Here is a 23,086-nt window from a genome sequence, read left to right as displayed (position 1 = left end):
CCGAACCGCCAGGGGGGAACCACCGTGCGTCCGCCAGTCACTCCGAGGGAGAGATCCACGCCAGAACCCACACCGGCACGGGACGGCGCGAGCACCCCCGGCAGCAGCCCCGAGACCGCCGGCCAGTCCTCCGGTTCCTCGTCCTCGGAGTCGTCGAGCCCGGCCCACGAGCCCGTGACGGACCTGTCCGACCTTCCCCCCGCCGGGTCCGGGTGGCGCGCAGCCTGGCCCGGCGTTCCGCTGCTCGTCGCGCTCGCCCTGTGGGCGTACGCCGTGCGGCACACCGACGTCTCGCGGCTCGACGACTACGGGCTGGTCACGGCGCTGCACCCGGCCTTCTGGGCCGGCCTCGCGGTGCTCACCACCGGCTTCTGGTTCACGGTCCGCGATCCGCGGCGGCCGGGCGCCTGGGCGTTGGCGTACGTCCTCGGGCTGCTGGTGATGGAGCGGGTCACGCAGGCCGTGGTCTACCCGACCCCGCTGTACGCGTGGGCGTGGAAGCACGAGGCGGTCATCGACCACCTGCTGACGGCGGGCGGTCTGCAGACGGCCGACCAGGTCGGCGACATGGCGGTGTACGACCAGTGGCCCGGCTTCTTCGCCGCACAGGCCGCCCTGATGCGGCTGCTGGGCGTGGAGTCGGCGGCGATGTTCATGGCCTGGTGGCCCCTGGTCTCCAGCCTGATGCTGCTGCTCCCGCTGCTGCTGATCTACCGCACCTTCACGGAGGACCGGCGGCTGATCTGGACCGCTGTCTGGCTCTTCTACGTCGCCAACTGGGTCGGACAGGACTACTTCTCCCCCCAGTCCGTGGCCTACGCGCTGCATGTCGGCGTCCTGGCCCTGGTCCTGCGCCGCTTCGGCCGGTCCGCCGTGCGGGGCGGGCGGCCCCGGCAGGCCGTGTGGACGGTGATGCTCGTCGTCATGGTCGTGGCGATCGTCATCTCCCACCAGCTCACCCCGGGCATGCTGGTCGTCTGCCTGCTCGCCCTGTGCCTGAGCCGCCGCTACCGCGACTGGGTCCCGGTGGTCACGACCGTCGTGATCTTCCTGGCCTGGTGTCTCACGGCCGCGCTGCCCTTCCTGTCCGCGGCGATGCCGGACATGATCCGCTCCGTCGGCGACATCGGCGCCAACGTGGAGACGGGGTACGGCGCCACCCCGACCGGCACCGGAGCGATCGCCACCTCCTGGGCGGCCCGGCTGCTGTCCGCCTCCGCCCTGCTGCTCGCGGCCGTCGGCGTCCTGCGCCAGCGGGTGCTGCGGCACCGGGCGCGGCCCCTGCTGCTGCTCGCGGCCGCCCCGCTGCCGATGTTCGCGGCGAGCAGCTACGGCAGCGAGATGATCTTCCGGGTGCTGCTGTTCATGCTGCCCGGCGCCGCGTTCTTCGCCGCCGCCGCGCTGCTGCCCAAGGTCCGCACGCTGGCCGCCGACGCCGCCGCGAAGGAGGCCGTCGGCCGGCAGGCCGCCCCCGTGCAGGCCCGCAGACGCGGGCTCGGCACGTGGGTGGGGCTGGCCGCACTGCTCGGCGGGACCCTGGCGTTCGTCCCGGCCTACTCGGGCAAGGACCGGATCAACTACTTCCCGCCGCAGGAAGTGGCTCTCGTACGGCAGCTCTTCGACCAGGCGCCCGACGGCTCGCTCGTCGTGGCCGCCAACCGCAACTACCCGCTCGCGTACGACTCCTACTGGAGCGTCGACCACTACTGGTTCCTCGACGACGCCCGCAGCCACGTCGACCGGATCGTCGAGAACCCGGCCGGCACCCTCGCCAGCGACATGGCCGGGGTGGAACGGCCGGCCCGGGCCTACTTCCTGCTCACCCAGGGGCAGTTGGCCAACTCCGAGATGAACGGACAACTCGACGAGGCGCAGCTGGACCGCATCCAGAAGTCCGTCGCCGCCTCACCACGCTTCCAGCTCGTGGCGGAGAACAGCGCCGGGTGGCTCTACGTACTGAAGCAGGCTGGGGGTGCGGAGCGATGACGCCGCAGGAACTCGTGGTCCGGATGCTGCCGCCGTTCGGCGGCTGGCTCGCGCTCGCCGCCCTCGCGCTGCCCGGCGGATCGCCGCTGCGGGGTGCCGCCGTCGCCCTCTTCCTGGCGGCGGGCCCGGGCGCTGCCATGGTCAGAGTCTGCGCTCCCGCGCTCGGGGAGCGGCCCGCCGAAGGCCCCGTCGAGCGCCGCGACCCGGACTTCGCCCGCCACTCCGACCTGCTGGAGCGGCTGATGCTGGTGCTGTTCGTGAGCATCGGCGCCGTGATGCTCGTCGCGACCGTGCTGATCGCCACGCACTCCTTCAGCGCGCAGCGGGTGCTGCTGACGTTGACGCTGCTGACCACAGTCGCCGCGTTCTGTCCGCAGCTGCGCGCCTCCCCACCGCCGAGGACGACACCGAGGACACCGAAGGGTTCTGCTCAGTGAGGTTCAACCGTCCCCACCGTCCCTTTCGCCGCACGCCGACCACGACCGGACAGCACCGGAGAAGGCCACAGCCACACCAGGAGCAGCCGTCCGCCGGCCCGTTCACATCGAGCCGGCGCCGACTGCTGATCATGTCGGCCACGATCGTCAGCGCGGTCCTGGTCGGCGTCCTCGCCCTCCGGAACGCCTCCGGGCCGGACGAGAGCGGAGCCGCCGGTTCCAAGGCGGACTGCCGCCCCACGGCGCTCCTGGAACCGCCCTGCGGCGCCTGGTTCGGGGCGTTCGTGCCGCACGAGCGGGACGACCTGCCGGAGAAGGTGCGCGCCTACGAGAAGCGCGTCGGCCGCGAACTCGACATCGTGTACACGTACCACGACATGTCTCTGCCCGAAGGCACGCGCAGGGAGGGCCAGTTGCTCACCCCCGAGGAGCGGCGCGTCGGCGAGGACCGCCTGCTGCTGCTGTCCTGGGAGAGCAAGTGGTGGGGCGGCACCAAGGAGCAGCAGCCGACCTGGAAGCAGATCGCCTCCGGCGAGCTGGACAAGACCGTCATCGACGTCCAGGCCGAGCGCGTCAAGGACTACGGCAAGAAGGTGTTCCTCTCCTTCGACCTGGAGATGGACACCCGCACCCCGGCCAACGGCACCCCCGCCGAGTACGTGAAGGCGTACCGGCACATCCACGACCGGTTCCGCGCCCTGGGCGTCGACAACGTGGTGTGGACGTGGATCACCACCGGCTACCTCGACCACGCGGACGAGATGAAGGCGATGTATCCCGGCGACGAGTACGTCGACTGGATCGGCTACAACCAGTACAACTACTACCGCTGCCACAAGGCCGGCTGGCGCACCTTCGCGCAGACGCAGCACTCCGTGCACGACTGGATCCGCGGCAACATCTCCGACGACAAGCCGCTGATGCTCTCCGAGTTCGGCACCGCCGCGGACCCGTCCCGCCCGCAGCGGCAGGCCGAGTGGTACGCGCAGGTGCCCGGGGTGCTGAAGGGCCTGGACGGCGTGAAGGCGGCCCTCCAGTGGAACTACCGCGACCCCGGACCGCACTGCAACCTGGCCCTGGCGAACGACGCGGCCTGGGGCAGCCTGCGCGAGGCGGTCGCCGACCCCTACTTCAACCAGCCGCTCAAGTAACCCGGGCAGGGATCAGCCCGCGAACTCGGGCCCGTGCAGCACCGCGCGGGCCCGCCGGTACCACCGCCACGCGATGGTCTTGGGCCCGTCCCGGTAGGGCGCGACCCGGGCGCCCGCACCCGCCAGCCAGGCCTCGACGTCGGCGACGGTGTGGGTACGCCGGACGATGAGCCGGGCGATGCGGTAGCACTCGTCGCGGTCGGAGCTGAGCGCGTGCCGCACGGCGGTCGCCGTCTCGTAGCCGGCCCGGGCCGACATCGCCCGCACCCGCGGGCTGTTGTAGCCGTGGGGATAGGCGAGATGACGGACCTCGTGCCCGAGGGCGTCCTCCAGCACGGCCTTCGACGAGCGCAGTTCGTACGCCAGGTCCTTGCGGGACAGGGTGTCGAGCTGCGCGTGCGTGACCGTGTGGCTGCCGATCTCCATGCCGTAACGTTCCAGCTCCGCCGCCCGGTCCAGGTTCATCATCGGCGCGGGCGGCAGCAGACTGCGGCCGCCCGGGGCGATGGCACCGGTGGTGAGATAGGCGGTGGCGGGCAGCGCCCGCTCGGCCAGCGCCTCGGCGGTGGGGCCGGGCAGATCGGCGAAGCCGTCGTCGAAGGTGAGCAACACGGGCCGGGGCGGCAGGGGCGCGCGCCCGGCCAGATGGTCGGCGATCGCGCTGATCGTGACGGGGGTGCGGCCGCTGCGGACCACGGCGTCGAGATGCGCGGCGAACTGCTTCGGCGTGACCGTGAACTCGGCGATCCAGCCGGGCGGATCGTCCATCACGGAGTGGTACAGGAAGACCGGGATGGCCGGGGAGCCGGCCGCACCCGGTGCGGGGATGGCCGGGGAGACGGCCGCACCCGGCGCCGATATCGGCCCCTCACCCTCCTGCGCACCCCGCTCCGTCCGGCCTCTGCCGTCCCCCTGGCCCTCGTCCCGCGTGCGTGCCGACGTCCTCATCTCGCCCCCTCACCACGCGCCCGCAGCGCCCGCCGCGCGCGCAGATAGCCGACAGGCCCGTACACCATCCCCCGGCGCTGCAACCGCGACAGCCGCCGCGGCCAGGGATGCGTCCGTGTGTCGTGGTCACCCGGCGCCCCGCCGCCCTCGGTCTCGCGTACGGCGGTCAGCGCGCGGGCGTGGGCGAGGCCCCGGGGCAGTCTCGCGAGGAACGCGGGCAGCAGCGCGGGGCGGTTCACGAGCACCGCGGTGAGATACGCGGTGAGCCCGGCGCCGTAGCCGTACGCCTGCGTCTGAAGGTCCTGCCAGGTCTCCCGGTGGTGGTGCCACACCAGTGCGGACGGGGTGTAGCGCAGCCGGTGGCCCTCGGCGAGGACGCGGACGAAGCCGTAGAGGTCGTCGCCGCCGCGGGCGGCCGTGCCGGCACCGGTGGCCGGGTCGAAACCGCCGACGGAACGCAGGACGGCCGTCCGGAAGGCCATGTTGGCACCGGAGCCGAACCGCCCCGCCGTGAATGGGAACAGCGGTTCGTCGCCCGGCGGCCGCGCCGGGTCGTACGTCCTTGGAGTGAAGCCTTTCGCGAAGCCGCCGTGGCTCTCCAGCAGCACCTGGGCCGGGGTGGTCAGCCGCGCGGGCAGGATCAGACCGGTGCTGCACCCGAGTGCGGGGTCGGTGGCGAAGGGCGCGGTCAGCTCGGTCAGCCAGCGCGGATCGGCGACCACGTCGTCGTCCGTGAAGGCGACGACCTCGCCGCGCGCGGCCGCGAGACCCGTGTTGTGCGCGACCGCGAGGCCGGGCACCCGCTCGCAGACGTACCGCACGCGCTCGGCGTACTTCCGCTCGACCAGTTCCCGCGTCTCGCTCGTCACCGGAGCGTTGTCCACGACGACGATCTCGAACCGCGGATGGTCCTGCGCCAGCAGCGAGTCCAGGGCCCGGGCCAACTGCCCGGCACGCTCGCGGGTGGCGACGACGACACTCGTGTACGGCGGCTCACCGGCCCCAGGAGCCTGCCGCGCCTTCTCCGGCTCGGCGTGCACGGCCTTCTCCGGCTCCGCGAGCACCGCCTTCGCCCGCTCCGCGAGCACCGTCCTCGCGTCCGCCCCTTCCGGCACCCGCCCGAGCAGCGTCCCCACGGGCCGCCCGCCCCGTCTGACCAGCACGAACACCTCGCCGTGCGTCACCGGCGGGCCCCCCGGGCCCGGTCTGAGCACCACCTCGTCACCGTCGAGGTCCAGCTCGGCGACCTGCACCGCATCGATGTCCAGGAACCGCCGTATCTCCTCCTGCGCACGCGCCGAACGGGCCATGGGCCCCACCCCCCTCGTCGTCAGGATCGTCGTCAGGTACGGCGCAGCCGGGCCGCGCCCTTCAAGGTCCGCGCGGCCAGCGCCGCGAGTCGTGGCCTGTCGCGGACGAAGCCGTGCGCGCGGCGCGCCGGTTCGCGGCTCAGCCAGTGCAGTGCCGCGCCCGCCCCCGGTCGCGTCACCGCACCCTCGTACACGGGCAGTTCACCCGTCTTCAGCGCGTCCTTGTACTCGGCCGCGCCCCGCCCCAGGTCGAGCATGCCGATGCCCTCGGCAGCCGCCGCCTCGGCCATGCGCAGGTGCAGCACCAGACCCGGCGAGTACTTCGCGAACTCCGGGTCGTAGGCCGGGAACCAGCAGGCCAGGACCGATGCCGAGCGCAGTCCGAAGTGCGCGGCCAGCGGCCGCCGACCGGCGTAGAGCACGGACAGCGTGCCGCTGCACTCGGGCGCCCGGGTCTCGGCCAGCCGCCCCACGAGCCGGGTGATCCACTCCCGGGCGAACCGGTCCCGGCGGCCCGTCCTGCGGTACTGCGCCGACTTCCACTCCATGAGCGTGCGCAGCGCGGCCGGCTCGCGTTCGTCGAAGACGAACCGCAGCTCGCCGACCTGCCGGCCCAGCCTGCGCTCCTTGGCCAGGGTGGTCTTCAGGAACTTCGGCGACTGGGCGCGCAGCACCGACTCGTACGTCTCGTAGCCCTTCTCCACGCCGATGACGTAGGTGGCGTGCTCCTCGGCCGCGTACCGGACGAACAACCGCTGCTCGGCCTCCAGGTTGTCGAAGGCGAAGCTCGACAACGAGCAGGCCCGCAGCAGTTCGCCCGTGTCCAGGCGAAGGCCGGGCCGCAGGATCGCGCCCTGCGCGTCCGAGACGCCCAGCCCGATCGCCCGTCCTTGCCCCAACGGGCCCCGTTCGTGGGGCAGGAAGCCGGCCGGCTCCAGCCCCTCGTACACCACCGCGACCCGCGCCTGCGGCTTCACCAGGCCGACGGCTTCGGTGAACTCCGGTTCCATGAAGGGGTTGCGCGGTGTCTCCGACGCCGCGCGCAGCGCGCGCCAGCGCTCCTTCTCCCCCTCGCCGAGCTCCCCGGGCACACCCACACGAACACGCCCACTGCTCAACCCGACCCCCCGATCAAGTCCCCCCTGGACACTTGGAAGGTACCGCCCGAGACGGCCCCGACGGTAGGTAGCGGACCATCTTGTTGCCAACTGGCGCAGAGGCCTTCAACCGGGCAATCGGCGTGCGCCGTGCGATGAAACGAAGGGGCGCGTTGTCCGTATTCTCTGATCATGGCCGCACCCCTCGCATATTCACTCATCGCCACCGACCTGGACGGGACGCTGCTGCGCGGCGACGACACCCTGTCCGACCGGTCCCTCGCCGCGCTCACGCGGGTGGTGGACGCCGGTGCCCGGCACCTCGTGGTGACGGGCCGGCCGGCGCCGAGAGTGCGGCCGCTCCTGGACGACCTGGGCTGTACGGGGCTCGCGGTGTGCGGACAGGGCGCGCAGGTGTACGACGCCGGCGCGGACCGGCTGCTGTGGTCGATCACCCTGGACCGGGAACTGGCGGAGACCGCCCTCGGCAAGATCGAGGCCGAGGTGGGGCAGGTGTACGCCGCGGTCGACCAGGACGGGGTCGACGGCCTCACGCTCATCGAGCCGGGCTACCTGATGCCGCACCCGACCCTTCCGGCGGTGCGGGTCGACCGGCGCGACGACCTGTGGGGCGAGCCCATCAGCAAGGTGCTGCTGCGCCATCCCCACCTGTCGGACGACGAGTTGGCGGCGACGGCCCGCTCGGTGGTCGGTTCACTGGCGACGGTGACGATGTCGGGACCCGGCACGGTCGAGCTCCAGCCGTGCGGCATCACCAAGGCCACCGGCCTGGCGCTGGCCGCCGAGCACCTGGGGCTGCGGCCGGCGGACACCCTCGCCTTCGGCGACATGCCCAACGACATCCCGATGTTCGACTGGGCCGCCCACGGCGTCGCCATGGCCAACGCCCACCCCGAGCTCAAGGCCGTGGCCGACGAGGTCACCCTGTCGAACGAGGACGACGGCATCGCCGTCGTCCTCGAACGACTGCTGGGCGGGACGGATCAGTACGGGCCGTTGACGTTGTCGATCGAGCCGTAGCGGTCGGCCGCGTAGTTGCAGGCCGCGGTGATGTTGGCGACCGGGTCGTACGGGTCCCACGACGTGCCGTCCACGTGGTAGGCCTGGAAGGTCGGGTCGATGGTCTGGAGCAGACCCTTGGACGGCGTGCCCTTGGCGGCGTTCGAGTCCCAGTTGTTGATCGCCTGGGGGTTGCCGGACGACTCGCGCATGACGTTGCGGTAGATGCCGTCGTACGAACCCGGGATCCCCTTCTGCGCCATGATGTCCAGCGCCTCGCGGATCCAGCCGTCCAGGTTGTTCGCGTAGGTCTTCGCGGAGGCCTGGGTGGCCTGGGCGACGCCACCGGCGGGCTTCGCGGCCGGCTTGGCGGGGGCGGAGGACTTGGTCGCCGTCTTCTTCCCGGCGTCCGCCTTGGCCGTCTTCACCGTGAGCTTCAGACCCGGGTGGATCAGCTGCGGGTTGTCGCCGACCGCGGCGCGGTTGTCCTTGTAGAGCTGCTTCCAGCCGCCCGACACGTCGTACTTGTCCGCGATGCGGGCGAGCGAGTCGCCCTTGGTGACGGTGTACGTGAGGGACTTGGCGGGCTGGGCCGCCTGTGGCACGGACTGCGAGACGGTGGGTGCGCTCTGGGCCGGCTGGGCGGCGCTGGCCTGCGTCGCGCCGATCAGCGGCAGGGCGAGGGCCGCTCCGCCGGTGCCGGCGGCCAAGACACGACGGGTGAACTGACTGGTTCTGGGGCGACGGTGCTTGCCTCGGGGCATGGCGATGTTCCTCTCCGGCGCCTGCGAGGTGAGCTGTCGGGTTCGGGCCGGGAGGTGCCCGGCCGCCTACGGCGCTGTGTGCCGTACGCGGCTTCACCCCGAGCCGTTCCGCTGCGCGGACCGGCGACTTACCTGGGTCCCCCGCTCCTGCCCTGCGTGAGTGAGTGGGTTCGTGTGGGGTGTCCGGGCGGTGGCAGGATTCGGCGATCCGCCGGACAGGCCCGGAACGTATGCGAGAGCACATGTCGGGAACAAGCACCGGAGTCACATATCGAGCGGTTGACCTTGGTCAGGGGTGTATGGGGCACTTGATCCTTTGCTGAAGCCAAGGCTCAACTTGCGTGCGGCGGAAGGAGGTACGGGCCGGTGCCGGAGGGGGATGTCACAGGGGATAACGTGATTCAACTCACTGATCACGAGTCCGTGGGGCGATTTGCGCTTAGGGGAATTCGCTTATCCAATGCCGCAAATCGTGCATAGCTCGCTATCGACTGGTAAGTCGATAAATGTCTGTTCTTATGAGCTGATCGAAAACATTGCGGTCGTGATCGGATACCACCCGGCCTGTAACCCTGGGCGCTGGCGGTGATCGAAACGTGACCGGATACGCTGACTCGAGTGATGGCAGCGACCTATCGACAAACCGCGTAATCACCGGCAGACACCAGCAGACACACCGGCAGACACCAGCAGACAGGAGACCCCTCGTGACCGACGTCGGGCCGTTCGGGCTGAGCGTGCGGGACCAGGCTCTGGAAGCCGATGTCCAGGCCGGGATGGCGGCTGTCGAGGAAGGCTTGCTCGAGGCCACCAAGAGTGAGGTGCCCTTCATCACGGAGGCCGCCCAGCACCTGGTCCGGGCCGGTGGCAAGCGGTTCCGCCCGCTGCTCGTGATGCTCGCCGCCCAGTTCGGCGACCGGTACGCGCCCGGGATCGTGCCGTCGGCCGTCGTCGTGGAGCTGACCCACCTCGCCACGCTCTACCACGACGACGTGATGGACGAGGCCACCGTGCGGCGCGGGGTGGCGAGCGCGAACGCCCGCTGGGGCAACTCCGTCGCGGTCCTCACCGGAGACTTCCTCTTCGCCCGCGCCTCGCACATCCTGGCCGACCTCGGCCCGGAGGCGGTGCGGGTGCAGGCCGAGGCGTTCGAGCGGCTGGTGACCGGGCAGATCCTGGAGACGGCCGGACCGCAGGACGGCCGCGACCCCGTCGAGCACTACCTGGACGTGCTGGGCGGCAAGACCGGCTCTCTGGTGGCGGTGTCGTGCAGGTTCGGCGCGATGATGTCCGGCGCCGACGACACGGTCGTGGACGTGCTGACCCAGTACGGCGAACGGCTCGGCGTCGCCTTCCAGCTCGCGGACGACGTCCTGGACATCGCCTCCGACTCCCACGAGTCCGGCAAGACGCCCGGCACCGACCTGCGCGAGGGCATCCCCACGCTCCCCGTGCTGCGGCTGCGCGAGCGCGCCGCCCGGCTCGGACTCGCGGACGACATCGCCCTGTGCGAACTGCTGGACTCCGACCTCACCGACGACGACCGGCACGCCGAGGCCCTGCGCCTGCTGCGGGCCCACCCGGCGCTGGAACAGGCCCGGCGGGACACCGTCCGCTACGCCCAGGACGCCCGCTCGGCGCTGGCGCCGCTGCCCGAATGCACCGCGAAGACGGCGCTGGTGGAGCTGTCCGACGCGGTGGTGCACCGGGCCGGCTAGCGCGTTTTTCCGCCACGACCCCTACGGGTCGGGGGAGATGCCGCCCTCTCGTGTCATACCGCAGCAGTACGTGGAGTTGAGCCCGGGGTCTGACGTATCTCGCCGGCCGATTTGGTCAGATAGTCACCACGGAAAACACCACTCCTCACCAGTTCGGGTGAGAATGGCGGCTCAGGGACGAGTGCGTGCACGACACGGACAGCCGCCGCCGATCACGGAGGTAGGGCACACATGGCACCGTACGCAACCGACGACAGCACGACCGCCGGGGAGGTCGACGAGCAGCGCTCCGGGCGGCGCAAAGCCGCGCGGTACGTCGTCCCGGTCACGGTGATGGGGGTGGCGGCCGCGACGATCGGCCTGGTCCCCGCACTCGCCGACTCCGGTGACCCCGACCTCCCGAAGATCACCGCACAGCAGCTCATCGAGAAGATCGCCCAGTCGGACGTCCAGCAGCTGTCCGGCACGGTGAAGATCAGCACGGACCTCGGCCTGCCGGACCTCGGAGGCCTGGAGAGCAGCCTGATGTCCGGTGCCGCGAGCCCGGACCGGGGCGGCTCCTCCGCCGACCCGACGGCCAAGCTCACGGAACTGGCCTCCGGCACGCACACCCTGCGTGTCGCGGCCGACGGCCCGGACAAGCAGAAGCTGTCGCTGCTGGAGAACGCCGCCGAGTACAGCATCGTCCACAACGGCAAGGACGTCTGGGGCTACGACAGCAAGTCGAACGAGGTCTACCACGGCACCGCCTCCGACAGCCCGGAGCGCGGGAAGGACCAGCAGCCGCCGGCCACGCCGAAGGACTTCGCCGAGGAGGCGCTGAAGGCCACCGACGACACGACCGCCGTGACCGTGGACGGCACCGCCCAGGTCGCCGGCCGGGACGCCTACAAGCTGGTCATCAAGCCTAAGCAGTCCGGCTCGACGGTCGGTGCGATCACCGTGGCCGTGGACGCGAAGACGGGCATGCCGCTGAAGTTCACGCTGACCCCGGCGAGCGGCGGCGCCGCCGTCGTCGACGCGGGCTTCACCCAGGTCAGCTTCGCCAAGCCGGCCGCGTCGACCTTCGACTTCACCCCGCCCAAGGGCGCGAAGGTCACCGAGGAGAAGGACGCCGCCAAGGACTTCGGCAAGGGCTCCGACAAGCACTTCGGCAAGGGCTTGGAGAAGGGCTTGGAGAAGGGCGGGGCGCGTGAGCACGCCCCCAAGGCCGGGGAGGACGCCGGCAAGGCCCACGACGGCATGAAGACCATCGGCGAGGGCTGGAGCTCCATAGCCACCTTCGACACCGGCGGCGAGGGCATGCCCTCGGGCAAGGCCGGCGGCGAGTTCGGCGGCTTCATCGACTCGCTCGGCGACAAGGTCACCGGCAAGTTCGGCTCGGGCACGGTCTTCTCGACCCGCCTGATCAACGCCCTGATCACCGACGACGGCAAGGTCTACGTGGGCGCCGTCACCAAGGACGCGCTCGTGAAGGCGGCCGACGCCGGGAAGTAAGTCCCGAACTCCCGCGGGACTCGGAGGGAACGAGGAAGCCGATGGGCGAACCGTCCGCCACGGAGCCGGAACAGCGGGGCGATCAGGCCGGGGACCCGGTCATCGCCACCCGCGCGCTCACCAAGCGCTACCGCGGCGGACAGCTCGCCGTCGACGGCCTCGACCTGACCGTCCCGGCGGGCAGCGTCTTCGGCTTCCTCGGCCCCAACGGCTCCGGCAAGACCACCACCATCCGCATGCTGATGGGCCTCATCGAGCCCACCTCCGGCACGGCGACGGTGCTCGGGCGTCCCATGCCCCGGGCCACCCGCGCCGTGCTGCCGCACGTCGGCGCCCTCATCGAGGGCCCGGCCCTGTACGGCTTCCTCTCCGGCCGCGACAACCTCGTCCGCTACGACTCCGCCGACCCGGCCGCCGATCCGCGCACCCGCAAGGCCCGGGTCGCCGCCGCGCTGGACCGGGTGGGCCTGACGGCCGCCGCGGGCAAGAAGGCCAAGGCGTACTCACTGGGCATGAAACAACGCCTGGGCCTGGCGGCGGCGTTGCTCCAGCCGCGCCGGCTGCTCGTGCTCGACGAGCCGACCAACGGCCTCGACCCGCAGGGCATGCGCGAGATCCGCACGCTCATACGGGAGCTGGCCTCGGACGGCACGACCGTCTTTCTCTCCTCCCACCTGCTCGACGAGATCGAGCAGGTCTGCACGCACGCGGCCGTGATGACACAGGGCCGCCTCATCACCCAGGGCCCGGTCGCCGAGCTGTCCGCCGGGGCGCGCGGCCGGCTGGTGGTGACCACGCCGGACCCGGCGGAGGCGGCCCGGGTGCTGAAGGAGCAGGGCGTCGGCGACGTCGTCGTCACGGACGACCGGGTGACCGGCGAACCACCGGAGCGCGACCTCGCCGATGTGAACGCCGCGCTGGTCACGGCCGGTGTGCGGGTCCGCGGCCTCACGGTCGAACGGGCCTCGCTGGAGGACGCGTTCGTGGCGCTGACCGGGGAGGGATTCGATGTCGCAGGCTGAAGCCGCGAACGCCGTACGGCCGGTGAGCCCGCTGTGGACCTTCGGGCTGCTGCGCAGCGAGCTCACCACCACCTTCCGGCGCTGGCGCACCCTCGCGCTGCTGGCCGTGCTGGCGGCCGTGCCCGTCCTGGTCGGCATTGCCGTCAAGCTGGAGACGAGCGACGGTTCGTCGCCCGGCGGTGGCGGCGGCGGAGGACCGGCGTTCATCTCGCAGATCACGAACAACGGCCTGTTCCTCGTCTTCACCGCGCTGGCCGCCACCCTGCCGTTCTTCCTGCCGATGGCGATCGGTGTCGTCGCGGGTGACGCGATCGCCGGCGAGTCGAACGCCGGCACGCTGCGCTACCTGCTCGTCGCCCCGGCCGGCCGCACCCGCCTGCTGCTCACCAAGTACGCCACCGTGGTCATCTTCTGCCTGGCCGCCACCCTCGTCGTGGCGGTCTCGGCGCTGACGGTCGGCGCGCTGCTGTTCCCGCTCGGCGACCTGACGACCATCTCCGGCACGCAGATCAGCTTCGCCGAGGGCCTCGGCAGAGCCCTGCTGATCGCCCTGGCCGTCGCCGCGTCACTGATCGGCGTGGCGGCGCTCGGACTGTTCGTCTCGACGCTCACGGGCAGCGGCATCGCGGCGATGGCGACCACCGTCGGCCTGCTGATCACGGTCCAGATCCTCGACCAGATCCCGCAACTGCACGCCCTCCAGCCCTACTTCTTCTCGCACTACTGGCTGTCCTTCGCCGACCTCATGCGCGAACCCGTCTACTGGGACGACCTGACGAAGAACCTCGGCCTCCAGGCCCTGTACGCGGTGGTGTTCGGCTCGGCGGCCTGGGCGCGCTTCACGACCAAGGACATCACCGCGTAGCGCAAGCCCTCGAAACATCCATTCCTCGCAGCACTCAGTCCTCGAACACGAACCGGGCCAGGGGCGCCTCCCGCGCGAAGAACGTCTTGGCCCGGGCCAGTGCCTCGGTGTCGTTCCGTACGTCACCGGGCTTGCTGCCGTTGCCGAGCAGCACCCCGCCGAACCGCATCCCCATGTACGCGGCCGAGTTGTTGAGCGTCCCGACCAGCGGGTCGGCCACCTCCGGCTCACGGTGCGCGAGCGCGGTGACTCCCCACAGGGTGCGTCCGGCCAGGGTCGCCTTGAAGTCGAGGCCGGGCGTGCGCAGCCAGCCCGACCAGTAGTCCAGGTAGCGCTTGGTGTGCGCGGAGACCGAGTACCAGTACAGGGGCGAGGCGATCACGATGTCCGTGGCCGCGAGGGTGGCGTCGAGCAGCAGTGCCACGTTGCCCTCGGTCGGGCGGACGTGGTCGCTGTCGTGCCGCAGGTCCTCGAAGTCGGGCACCGGATGCTCGGCGAGGTCGATCCATTGCTGTTCGACGTCCGGGGGCAGTTGCTCGGCGGCCGCGCGGGCCAGCAGCTCGGTGTTGCCGTCGGCTCGGGCGCTGCCCAGGACGAAGAGGAAGCGACGGGTCATGAGGGTCCCCAGAAAGTAGGCGCGGGTCAACAACACGCGCTTGCATTATATGCATACGCATGAGATCAACGGCGTCCTCATCTCCCGGTGCGCGCCTCCGCCTCCCGTGCCACGGCCAGCAGCAGTGCCTCCCGGCCGTGCGGCGCCACCAGCTGCAGCCCGGCCGGGCAGCCGTCGCCGCCGAAGCCCGCCGGGAGGCTCAGGGCCGGATGCCCGCTGAGGTTGAACGCCCAGGTGAGGGAGGTGGAGTAGCGGTCGCCCGGGCCGTCGTGACCGTGCGGCGGAGTGGGCGTGGTCGGCGTCAGCAGCAGCTCCGCCTCGGCGAACAGCGCGGCCAGCCGTCGGTCGTTCTGCGCCCGGACGCGGTGGGCTTCGCCCGGATCGGCACCGGGGGTGCGCAGGGCGAGCCAGGCGGGCCCGGGGTCCGTGAGCCGCGGCGGCACCCGCGGCCGTACGAGCCGTACGACACCCGCCGCCGCGAGCCGTTCGACCGCCGCCCGGGCGAGCGCGACGGGCTCCGGGTCGGGCCCGGCGAAGCCCAGGTCGGAGGACCAGACGGCGGTGACGGGGAACGGCGTGCCGGTCGGCACCTGCTCCTGGGACACCACCCGCCACCAGGCCGCCGCGTCCGACGCCGAGCGGGCGAGGACACCGGGCACGGCGAGCCCCGTATGGTCGGCGGAGGGCAGTCGTCCGGCCGTGGTCTTCAAGCCGGTCACCCCGCACCACGCCGCCGGGATCCGCACCGACCCGGCACCGTCGCTCCCCGTCGCCAGCGGCACCAGCCCGGCCGCCACCGCCACCGCGGCCCCGGCCGAGGAGCCGCCCGGCGTCCGGTCCGCCCGCCACGGATTGACCGTCCGGCCACGGGCGCCGAGCCCCCAGGTCTGCCAGGGCGTTCCCGGCCCGGGTACGGAGGTCGCGCCCACGGCGACACCACCGGCCGCGAGCAGCGGCCCCGCCGCACGCAGCCCGTGCCTCCCCTTCACGGCGATCGGCACCCCGGCGAGCGGCAGGGCTTCCCCCTTTCGGGGGACATCCCCGGCCCGCCGGCCGAGCCGTGCGTCCACCTCGCCCGCCCGCCGCAGTGCCTCCTCGTGCCACACCTCGACGAACGCGCACAGTTCCGGATCGGCCCGCTCGATCCGCTCCAGCGCCGCCTCGGCCACGTCGACCGCGCGCAGCTCCCCGGCCCGTACGCTCGCCGCGATCTCCCTGGCGGACAGGGACGCCGCCGTCAGTGCGCCGCTCCCGTCAGCCGGACCAGGGCCGAGGTCTCACGCGGCGGACGCCCCAGCTCGCCCAGCCGCCAGGCCGGCACCCACGGCACCCGGTACACGTCGATGACCGACTCCAGGGACTTGACCCGCTGGGCGAGCGGGCGCGGCAGCCGGCCCGGGGCGTCCGCCACGAGGACGACGGCGTCGAGGTCGAGTCCGGGCGGTGCCTGACCGCGCCGGAAGATCTCCACGGCACCGGCGACCGTGTCCAGCCCGGCCGCGTGCGTCCGCGCGACCAGCAGCACCGACGCCGGTTCGTCCGGGCCGGGCCAGGCGCGGCCGCTGTCATGACCGCCGTAGACCGCGGCGAGGGTGGAGACGCCCGCGCCGCCGTGTGTGCCGACCCAGGAGAAACGCCGTGCCGCGGCATGGGCGTGAGCGGGCTCCGGCGGCCCCGGCTCCTGGCTGGTCACCGGGCCGCGGATCCAGATCTCCGGCCCCTGTCGCATGCCTGTCTGCATGCCCCTCTCCTCCCTCGTACGCCCGATCCTCATGCCAAGCGGAACGATCCATGCCGGGACCTGGAACCCTTGGGACGAGCCTGTGACACCGCGGTGACGTGAGAAACGGGAGCGAGCGGACACACTCGACAGTAGGACGACGCCGAATGAGGGGACGATGGCCCGACTCAGCCGCGAGAAGAAGCGGGAACAGAAGCAGGCCGCGCACGCGGCGACCCCGGCGGCGCCGATCGACGTCCGTGTCCCCGGGACCGGAGCGGACCCGACCGGAGCGGTCCCGGCCGGAGGCTTCCCGGGAGCCGGCGCGGGGGGTGTCTGCGACGGTGCGTCGGTCGGCGGCGTCCCCGTCTTCGCGGCCCCCGGCGAGGAGATCCAGCAGGCCGTCCTGAACCGCCTTCACCACATCGCCCTGGCCACCGGCCACCCCGTCCTCGCCACGATCCACGACGAGCGCATCGGCTACGTCGTGCCGCTCCAGGTCGACCCGGACGGCTCCAGCCGCTTCACCGCCGAGCCGGTCCGCACGGCCCCGCCGGAGGACGCCGTCGCCACGGGGACGCCCTCGGTGGATGCGGTGACGGAGACGCCCGGGCCGACACCGCCCGCGCCCGAGCGGCAGCACCCGCAGGAGGACAGGGCCACGCACGTCCTGCGCCCCGTACCGGAGCCGGAGCCCGCCCGTGGCACGCCCCAGACGTTCCCGCTGCGGGCGGTTCCCGAGCCGCAGCCGGCCGATCAGGCCCCGCCGACGTTCGAGCTGCGCCCCGTACCGGAGGCGCCGCGCCCCGAGCCGGAGGACATCCCGCCCGGCACCGTCGCACCCCCGACCGGCGAGTTCGGGCCGCCTCCGCTCATGGACGTCAGGCCGCTCCCCGTCCCCGGAGCCGCCCCGGCCCCCCACCGCAGGCGGGAACCCGAGCCGATGTCCGAGGCGGAGCTGCTCGCGGCCGAAGCCGACGCCAAGCCGACTCCCGCCCGGGGCTTCGACGCCATCGCGGAGGCCGTGCTCGGCGACGAAGCCCTCGGCGCCCCGGGCGACCCCGCCGCGCCCGCCCTGCTCGCCGAGCTGGTCGCGCGGATCAACGAGGCCGTCAAGGAGGGCCGGATCGCCGCCGCCGCCGGACTGGCGGACCAGACCGTGGCGGAGGCGTCGGGGACGCTCGGGCCGGAACATCCCGAGGTGCTCCGGCTGCGTGAACTGACCGCCTACATCTCCTACTTGGCGGGCGATCCGCTCCGGGCCTTCCATCTCTCCCTCGACCTGGCCGGCGCCCGCCGCCGCTCGGGCGACGCGGAGGCCGCCTACGGCAACGTGCAGAGCGCGGCCACCGCCTGGCGCGCCGTGCGCGACCCGGCGGTGGGACTGGAGCTGGGGCGGGACCTGATCGGCCTGTGGACCGAACTCGCCGCCGAGGACGGCCCCGCCGCCGAGGAGATCGAGCAACTGGAGTCGGCCCGCGCCCGCATGGGACGCCTGACCGAACGCGCCCGCAACCAGTAGGCGCCGTTATCCCGACAGCTCCCACACCGCGTACGCGACGGCGTCGCTGTTGCGGTCGAGGGCGGTGTCGTCGATGTTGGCGGTGGTGTCGCAGGAGGAGTGGTAGCAGCGGTCGAAGGCCCGCCCGGCCGTACCGCCCCACTTGGCCGCCTGCGCCGCCGTCTTCGCCCTGCTCGCCCCGGTGAACAGGCCGCCCACCGGCACGCCCGCGCTCTTGAAGGGTGCGTGGTCGGAGCGGCCGTCGCCCTCGGTCTCGATCTCGGTCGGGACGCCGAGGCCGCTGAAGTACTCCTTGAACGTCTTCTCGATCGCCGGGTCGTCGTCGTAGACGAAGTAGCCCGGGTTCGGGGAGCCGATCATGTCGAAGTTCAGATAGGCGCTGATCCTCGAACGGTCGCCGGTGGCCAGCCGGTTGACGTAGTGACGGGACCCGACCAGGCCGAGTTCCTCCGCGCCCCACCAGGCGAACCGCAGGTGCTTGGCGGGCTTGTACTGCGCCCGGGACACGGCGAGGGCGGTCTCCAGGACGGCGGCCGAGCCGGACCCGTTGTCGTTGATGCCGGGCCCGGAGGAGACGCTGTCGAGGTGCGATCCGGCCATCACGACCTGGTCCGCGTCACCGCCGGGCCAGTCGGCGATCAGGTTGTAGCCGGTGCGGCCGGAGGCGGTGAACTGCTGGACCGTGGTGGTGTACCCGGCCGCGTCCAGCTTCGCCTTGAGGTGGTCGACCGAGGCCTTGTAGCCGGGCCGGCCGTGCGCGCGGTTGCCGCCGTTGGCGGTGGCTATGGACTGCAGCTGGGACAGGTGGGCCTTGACGCCCGCCAGGGGTATGTCGGGCGCGGCGGCCGGTCTCGGGGGAGTCGACGCGGCGTCCGCCACGGCACCGCCGGTCAGGAGCATGGCGGTCGCCACGACACCCGACGCCACGGCACGCGCGGAAACGGAGAGCTTCATGTGGGGGCTCCGAATTCCATGGGGAAGCCCGTGGGGTGTCCACGGGCTTCCCACAGTGAAGGGGGTGCCTGGATGGTGAAGCTGGTATTGACTCTCCGTCAAGAGGCCTATCCGGCCAGGGCGTTGTGAGACACCGGCCCGCACGGGAAGGTCACTGCACGCAGAACTCGTTCCCCTCCGGATCCGCCATCACGACCCACTCACCGCCCTGCTCCGCCACCCGCCGCAGCACCCGCGCACCGAGCCCTTCCAGCCGCGCGACCTCCTCCTCGCGCCGCCCCTCGCCCGGGTGCAGATCGAGGTGGAGCCGGTTCTTGACCGTCTTGGCCTCCGGCACCCGCTGGAACAGCAGCCGCCGCCCCAGCCCGGTCCCGCTCTCCTCCTCGAACGGGTCCTCGGGGTGCCGTACGGCGATCAGGTCCCGGAAGGCACGGCGGCCGTGGAAGGCGACCGTGGCCTCTTCGGGCAGGGCGCCGAAGCCGAGCAGCTTCTCGATCAGGGCGCTGTTGTCCTCGGCCTCGTACCGGAGGGCGGCGGCCCAGAAGTCGGCCTGCGCGTGCGGATCGTTCGCATCGATGACGATCTTCCAGTGCACGGGGGCGGATGGTACCGGGGTCTGTGTCATGTAACCACTTATACTGGTTACGTGAGTGGACGCGCAGGGGAAACGCCGGACCGGACGCCCGGCCTCACGCTGGTCTCGCACCAGGGGAAGGCCTACCGCTTTGACCCCGGCGCCCTGTGCCTGGAACTGCTGACCACGGGCGGCCCCGGGGAGTTCGCGCGGTACGAAGTGCTGCACGAACCCTCCGACCTGATCGCCTGGGCCGCCCGCAGCCGTCTCCCGGACGGCCTGGACATCACCGTCACCGAGGGCGAGCTGGAGCGCGTGCGCACCCTGCGCGACGCCGTGTTTCCGCTCGCCGCCGACCGCGCCCACGGCCGCCCGCTGCAGGCAGCCCACCTGGACGTCGTCAACGCTGCCGCGGCCGGGCCCCCGCTGGTCGCCCGCATCGAGCCGGACGGCACCCGCGCCTGGGCCCCGGGCGCCACCGGAGCCCAGCTCCTCTCCACGGTCGCCCGGGACGCGATCGACTTGTTCACCGGCCCCTACGCCCACCGCGTCCGTGAGTGCGGCGCCCCCAACTGCCGGCTGCTCTTCGTGGACACCTCCCGCCCGGGCCGCCGCCGCTGGTGCGCGATGGAGCACTGCGGCAACCGTGAGAAGGCCCGGGCCCACCGGTCCCGCGCCCTGCCTAGGAAGCCGTAGCCTTCCCCTCGCGGGCGTCATTCGCGCTGCGGGCCGCCGCGATCTCCTCCTGGTGCCGCTCCGTCCAGGTCACCAGGGACTGGATGGTGGTGTGGAGCGTCCTGCCGAGGGAGGTCAGTTCGTACTCGACCCGCGGCGGCACCACCGGGTGCACCGTCCGTTTCACCAGGCCGTCCCGCTCCAGCGACCGCAGGGTCACCGTCAGCATCCGCTGGCTGACCCCGTCGATCTCCCGGCGCAGCTCGGTGAAGCGCAGCCGTCGGTTCTCCAGCAGCGCGATGACGAGCAGCGACCACTTGTCGGCGATCCGGTCGAGGATCTGCCGGACCTGGCAGTCCTCGCGGGTGTCCCACTGGAAGGGGTCGGCGTCGCCGTGCTCCACGGTGCTCTCGCAGTTACTCGGTGACTTCGAAGTGCCTACTTCCATGCCTGTCGATGCTGCCGCAGGGTGGTCGTGGTTACAAGAGGGAACCGACCCTCGCTTGCGTAACCGACCTTCTCCAGAGGAGTGTTGACTCATGGGCACGCGTGCCTGGGCGTTGCTGCTCGTCCTGTGCGGGACGATCTTCCTCGAGGGCGCCGACGTCGCGATGATGGCGGTGGCGATCCCGGCCATCCGCGCCGATCTGGGCCTCGCCACCGGAACGGCGGCCTGGGTGCTGAGCGCCTACGTGCTCGGGTACGCCGGCTTCACCCTCCTCGGCGGCCGGGCCGCCGACCTGCTCGGCCGGCGGCGGATGTTCCTGCTCTGGCTGACCGTCTTCCTCGCCTTCTCCGGACTCGGGGGCCTCGCGACGGACGGCCGGATGCTGATCGTCGCCCGGTTCGCCACCGGCGTCGCCGCCGCGTTCATGACCCCGGCCGCACTCTCCCTGATCACCACGTCCTACGAGGAGGGACCGAAGCGCAACAAGGCCCTGCTGGTCTTCGCCGGGACCGGCGCGGCCGGCTTCTCTCTCGGCCTGGTCATAGGCGGCCTGCTCACCGAGCTCGGCTGGCGCTGGGTGTTCTTCGCGCCCGTGCTGCTGACCGCCGCCCTGCTCGTCGCTGCCGTGCGCCTGGTGCCCCGGCAGGACGCCCCACCCGCGCGGGGGCGCACCTTCGACCTGCCCGGCGCGATCACCGCCGCCGGCGCCATGCTGCTGGCCGCCTACACCGTCGTACGCCTGGAGCATGGCCTGCACGACTGGCCGCTCACCCTGGTCTCGGGGCTCGCGGCTCTGCTCGTGGCCGGTGCCTTCGTCGCGCTCGAGCGTCGCTGCCCGGACCCGCTCGTCCGCCTCGGGATCCTTCGCCAGGGCCCGGTCGTGCGCGCCGACCTGGGAGCGTTGCTCTTCCTCGGCGCCTTCTTCGGCTTCCAGTTCGTCGTCACGCTCTACCTGCAGGAACTGCGCGGCTGGTCGTCCCTTCAGACCGCCGTCGCCCTGATCGTCATGGGGATCGACGCGGTCCTCGCACCGACGCTCACCCCGAGACTGGTCGCCCGCTTCGGCAATGCCCGGGTGATCCTCGGCGGATTCCTCCTGGCGGTGGCCGCCTACGCCCTGTTCCTGCCGGTGGGCATGGACTGGTCCTACGCGATGATGTTCCCGACGCTGCTGCTGTCCGGCCTCGCCTTCGCCCTGGCCGCCGGGCCGCTGATGATCGCGGCCACGGACGGGGTCACCGAGTCGGAGCAGGGCCTGGCCGGCGGGCTGCTGACCACCGCCACGCAGTTCGGCTCCGCGATCGGCATCTCGGCGGTGACCGCGGTCTACGGCTTGGTGTCCACCGGGTCCGGCCCCGAGGCCACGCTGTCGGCGTTCCGGGTGGCGCTGACCGTGCCGGTGGCCCTGGTGGTGCTGGGCGCGCTGATCTCGCTGGTCAGTGTGCGGGAGGCCCGGCGGGCGGCGCGCAGGGCGTCCCAGGTGAGCAGCGACAGTGCCAGCCACACCAGCGCGAACCCGGCCCAGCGCTCCGGCGGCATCTCCTCGTGGAAGTAGAAGACGCCGAGCAGGAACTGGAAGACCGGCGTCAGGTACTGCAGCAGGCCGATCGTGGACAGGGGCACGCGGATGGCGGCGGCGCCGAAGCAGACCAGGGGCAGCGCGGTGACGATCCCGGCCGAGGCGAGCAGCGCCGCGTGTCCCGCGCCCTCGGCGGCGAAGGTGGACTCACCCCGCGCGCTGAGCCACACCAGGAAGCCGAGCGCGGGCAGGAACTGCACCACGGTCTCGGCGGCCAGCGACTCCACGCCGCCGAGGTTCAGCTTCTTCTTCACCAGCCCGTACGTGGCGAAGGAGAAGGCGAGGCCGAGGGAGATCCAAGGGGGCCGGCCGAAGCCGACGGTCAGTACGACGACCGCCGCGGCGCCGGTCCCGACCGCCAGCCACTGCACCGGCCGCAGCCGCTCCTTCAGCAGCAGCACACCCATCGCGATGGTGACCAGCGGGTTGATGAAGTACCCGAGCGAGGCCTCGACGACGTGCCCGGAGTTCACGGACCAGATGTACAGGCCCCAGTTGAGGGTGATGAACGTCGCGGCGACCGCGACGAGGCCCAGCCTGCGCGGCTGCCGCAGCAGCTCACCGGCCCAGGCCCAGCGGCGCAGCACGAGCAGGGCGGCGCCCACGAAGACCAGCGACCACACCATCCGGTGGGCCAGGATCTCCATCGCCCCGGCGGGCTTCAGCAGGGGCCAGAACAGCGGAACGAGCCCCCACATGCCGTAGGCCGCGAAGCCGTTCAGCAGTCCTATGTGCCGCTCACCCCTCGGCTTGCCGCTCACGGGCCCCTCCTCCGTACGTGTGTTCCGCGTCCACGACGGTAACGCCGAGCGCCCCCGGCTGTCATGCCCGTATCGGTATACGGTCATGACAGCCGGGGGTGGGGCGGCTCAAGGGGGTGTCCGCGAAGTCCCGTCGTCCGCCCGGAGGGCGAGCCCTGCGGCGTCCGGTGCGGCGAGATGCGTGCCGGGCCTCGCGGGGCAGGCGGGACTCTGCGGACACCCCCTAGGCCGTGTCCGCAATGTCAGGGAAGCCAGAGCCTGAGACAGGCGATGGTGACCAGGGCTTGGTAGTGACGAGCGCGCTTGTCGTAGCGGGTGGCCAGGGCCTTGTTGTGTTTGAGCCGGTTGAAGCAGCGTTCGACGACATTGCGGCGACGGTAGGCCGCCCGGTCGAGTCGGCACAGGCTTTCGCCGCGCCGGAT

22 protein-coding genes, 1 pseudogene and 1 riboswitch are annotated in these 23,086 nt (G+C 72.0%); of the genes and pseudogenes, 11 read left to right on the top strand and 12 right to left on the bottom strand.

Translation table 11 applies throughout. From position 1 onward, the window contains the following. The first annotated feature begins 24 nt into the window (after window positions 1–24). The 3 genes from ABZ192_RS16625 to ABZ192_RS16615 all read left to right on the top strand — a co-directional run bounded on the left by ABZ192_RS16625 (window position 25) and on the right by ABZ192_RS16615 (window position 3,574). On the top strand, window positions 25–1,986 hold the full coding sequence (locus ABZ192_RS16625) for a glycosyltransferase (protein WP_356925203.1): 1,962 nt from the start codon (window positions 25–27) through the stop codon (window positions 1,984–1,986). Then, a complete protein-coding gene (locus ABZ192_RS16620) occupies window positions 1,983–2,423 on the top strand; it encodes a hypothetical protein (RefSeq protein ID WP_356925202.1) in 441 nt (146 codons plus the stop codon). Before ABZ192_RS16625 ends, ABZ192_RS16620 begins: the two co-directional genes overlap by 4 nt. 131 nt (window positions 2,424–2,554) lie before the next feature. After that, complete coding sequence (locus tag ABZ192_RS16615) at window positions 2,555–3,574, top strand: glycosyl hydrolase (protein ID WP_356925201.1); 1,020 nt, start codon at window positions 2,555–2,557, stop codon at window positions 3,572–3,574. A gap of 12 nt (window positions 3,575–3,586) precedes the next feature. On the opposite strand, the gene ABZ192_RS16610 is transcribed toward ABZ192_RS16615, so the two are convergent. The 3 genes from ABZ192_RS16610 to ABZ192_RS16600 form a co-directional block, all read right to left on the bottom strand. After that, complete coding sequence (locus ABZ192_RS16610) at window positions 3,587–4,342, bottom strand: polysaccharide deacetylase family protein (protein WP_356925337.1); 756 nt, start codon at window positions 4,340–4,342, stop codon at window positions 3,587–3,589. A gap of 176 nt (window positions 4,343–4,518) precedes the next feature. Then, window positions 4,519–5,832 carry a glycosyltransferase gene (locus tag ABZ192_RS16605; RefSeq protein WP_356925200.1) on the bottom strand — a complete coding sequence of 438 codons (1,314 nt, stop codon included), beginning with the start codon at window positions 5,830–5,832 and terminating at the stop codon, window positions 4,519–4,521. Between the two features lie 32 nt (window positions 5,833–5,864). Then, complete coding sequence (locus tag ABZ192_RS16600) at window positions 5,865–6,929, bottom strand: GNAT family N-acetyltransferase (protein WP_356925198.1); 1,065 nt, start codon at window positions 6,927–6,929, stop codon at window positions 5,865–5,867. Window positions 6,930–7,121: 192 nt separating this feature from the next. Between ABZ192_RS16600 and ABZ192_RS16595 the strand changes: the two genes are divergently transcribed. Continuing rightward, window positions 7,122–7,970 (top strand): HAD family hydrolase, encoded by an 849-nt coding sequence (locus tag ABZ192_RS16595; RefSeq protein WP_356925197.1) that lies wholly within the window; start codon window positions 7,122–7,124, stop codon window positions 7,968–7,970. Here ABZ192_RS16595 and ABZ192_RS16590 read toward each other — a convergent pair. After that, entirely contained in the window at window positions 7,934–8,713 is a 780-nt protein-coding gene (locus ABZ192_RS16590) for a transglycosylase SLT domain-containing protein (protein ID WP_356925196.1), read from the bottom strand. The genes ABZ192_RS16595 and ABZ192_RS16590 overlap by 37 nt on opposite strands. Before the next feature lie 3 nt (window positions 8,714–8,716). Continuing rightward, a riboswitch (cyclic di-AMP (ydaO/yuaA leader) is annotated at window positions 8,717–8,890 on the bottom strand. A 530-nt stretch (window positions 8,891–9,420) separates the two neighbouring features. Here ABZ192_RS16590 and ABZ192_RS16585 point away from each other — a divergent pair. The 4 genes from ABZ192_RS16585 to ABZ192_RS16570 all read left to right on the top strand — a co-directional run bounded on the left by ABZ192_RS16585 (window position 9,421) and on the right by ABZ192_RS16570 (window position 13,815). Then, a complete protein-coding gene (locus ABZ192_RS16585) occupies window positions 9,421–10,431 on the top strand; it encodes a polyprenyl synthetase family protein (RefSeq protein ID WP_356925195.1) in 1,011 nt (336 codons plus the stop codon). Window positions 10,432–10,662: 231 nt separating this feature from the next. Beyond that, a complete protein-coding gene (locus ABZ192_RS16580; RefSeq protein WP_356925194.1) occupies window positions 10,663–11,928 on the top strand; it encodes a DUF2092 domain-containing protein in 1,266 nt (421 codons plus the stop codon). 41 nt (window positions 11,929–11,969) lie between these two features. Beyond that, window positions 11,970–12,950, top strand: coding sequence for an ABC transporter ATP-binding protein (locus tag ABZ192_RS16575; RefSeq protein WP_356925193.1), 981 nt, complete (start codon window positions 11,970–11,972; stop codon window positions 12,948–12,950). After that, a complete protein-coding gene (locus tag ABZ192_RS16570; protein WP_356925192.1) occupies window positions 12,937–13,815 on the top strand; it encodes an ABC transporter permease in 879 nt (292 codons plus the stop codon). Before ABZ192_RS16575 ends, ABZ192_RS16570 begins: the two co-directional genes overlap by 14 nt. 34 nt (window positions 13,816–13,849) lie before the next feature. Here the strand turns inward: ABZ192_RS16570 and ABZ192_RS16565 are convergent, their stop codons facing one another. From ABZ192_RS16565 to ABZ192_RS16555, 3 genes are all read right to left on the bottom strand, one after another. Continuing rightward, window positions 13,850–14,431, bottom strand: a complete 582-nt coding sequence (locus tag ABZ192_RS16565) for an NAD(P)H-dependent oxidoreductase (protein ID WP_356925191.1) — start codon at window positions 14,429–14,431, stop codon at window positions 13,850–13,852. 77 nt (window positions 14,432–14,508) lie between these two features. Beyond that, window positions 14,509–15,600: an amidase gene (locus ABZ192_RS16560; protein ID WP_356925190.1), complete on the bottom strand. Its 1,092-nt coding sequence runs from the start codon at window positions 15,598–15,600 to the stop codon at window positions 14,509–14,511. Window positions 15,601–15,668: 68 nt separating this feature from the next. After that, window positions 15,669–16,172, bottom strand: coding sequence for a DUF6668 family protein (locus tag ABZ192_RS16555; protein WP_356925189.1), 504 nt, complete (start codon window positions 16,170–16,172; stop codon window positions 15,669–15,671). Between the two features lie 157 nt (window positions 16,173–16,329). Between ABZ192_RS16555 and ABZ192_RS16550 the strand changes: the two genes are divergently transcribed. Next, the gene (locus ABZ192_RS16550; RefSeq protein WP_356925188.1) at window positions 16,330–17,673 is read left to right on the top strand and encodes a tetratricopeptide repeat protein; all 1,344 of its coding nucleotides are present in this window, start codon (window positions 16,330–16,332) and stop codon (window positions 17,671–17,673) included. A 6-nt stretch (window positions 17,674–17,679) separates the two neighbouring features. Here ABZ192_RS16550 and ABZ192_RS16545 read toward each other — a convergent pair whose 3' ends face one another. After that, the gene (locus tag ABZ192_RS16545; protein ID WP_356925187.1) at window positions 17,680–18,627 is read right to left on the bottom strand and encodes a M28 family metallopeptidase; all 948 of its coding nucleotides are present in this window, start codon (window positions 18,625–18,627) and stop codon (window positions 17,680–17,682) included. Between the two features lie 151 nt (window positions 18,628–18,778). Beyond that, window positions 18,779–19,252: a VOC family protein gene (locus ABZ192_RS16540; RefSeq protein WP_356925186.1), complete on the bottom strand. Its 474-nt coding sequence runs from the start codon at window positions 19,250–19,252 to the stop codon at window positions 18,779–18,781. Between the two features lie 21 nt (window positions 19,253–19,273). On the opposite strand from ABZ192_RS16540, the gene ABZ192_RS16535 reads away from it, so the two are divergent. Further along, the gene (locus tag ABZ192_RS16535; RefSeq protein WP_356925185.1) at window positions 19,274–19,897 is read left to right on the top strand and encodes a CGNR zinc finger domain-containing protein; all 624 of its coding nucleotides are present in this window, start codon (window positions 19,274–19,276) and stop codon (window positions 19,895–19,897) included. Here the strand turns inward: ABZ192_RS16535 and ABZ192_RS16530 are convergent. After that, the gene (locus tag ABZ192_RS16530) at window positions 19,884–20,324 is read right to left on the bottom strand and encodes a helix-turn-helix domain-containing protein (RefSeq protein WP_356925184.1); all 441 of its coding nucleotides are present in this window, start codon (window positions 20,322–20,324) and stop codon (window positions 19,884–19,886) included. The genes ABZ192_RS16535 and ABZ192_RS16530 overlap by 14 nt on opposite strands. 91 nt (window positions 20,325–20,415) lie before the next feature. On the opposite strand from ABZ192_RS16530, the gene ABZ192_RS16525 reads away from it, so the two are divergent. Then, window positions 20,416–21,879, top strand: a complete 1,464-nt coding sequence (locus tag ABZ192_RS16525; protein WP_356925183.1) for an MFS transporter — start codon at window positions 20,416–20,418, stop codon at window positions 21,877–21,879. Here ABZ192_RS16525 and rarD read toward each other — a convergent pair. Continuing rightward, a pseudogene (gene rarD, locus ABZ192_RS16520) lies at window positions 21,768–22,664 on the bottom strand (EamA family transporter RarD); the annotation flags it as partial. The gene ABZ192_RS16525 and the pseudogene rarD overlap by 112 nt on opposite strands. 242 nt (window positions 22,665–22,906) lie before the next feature. Next, window positions 22,907–23,086, bottom strand: a 180-nt coding sequence (locus tag ABZ192_RS16515) for a transposase (protein ID WP_356925182.1), incomplete at its 5' end; no start/stop codon positions are given.

This window comes from Streptomyces sp. NPDC006235 (genome assembly GCF_040613735.1).
Lineage (GTDB): Bacteria > Actinomycetota > Actinomycetes > Streptomycetales > Streptomycetaceae > Streptomyces.
The sequence above is the reverse complement of the archived record's forward strand: the minus strand, read 5'-3'. Positions and strand labels throughout refer to the sequence as shown.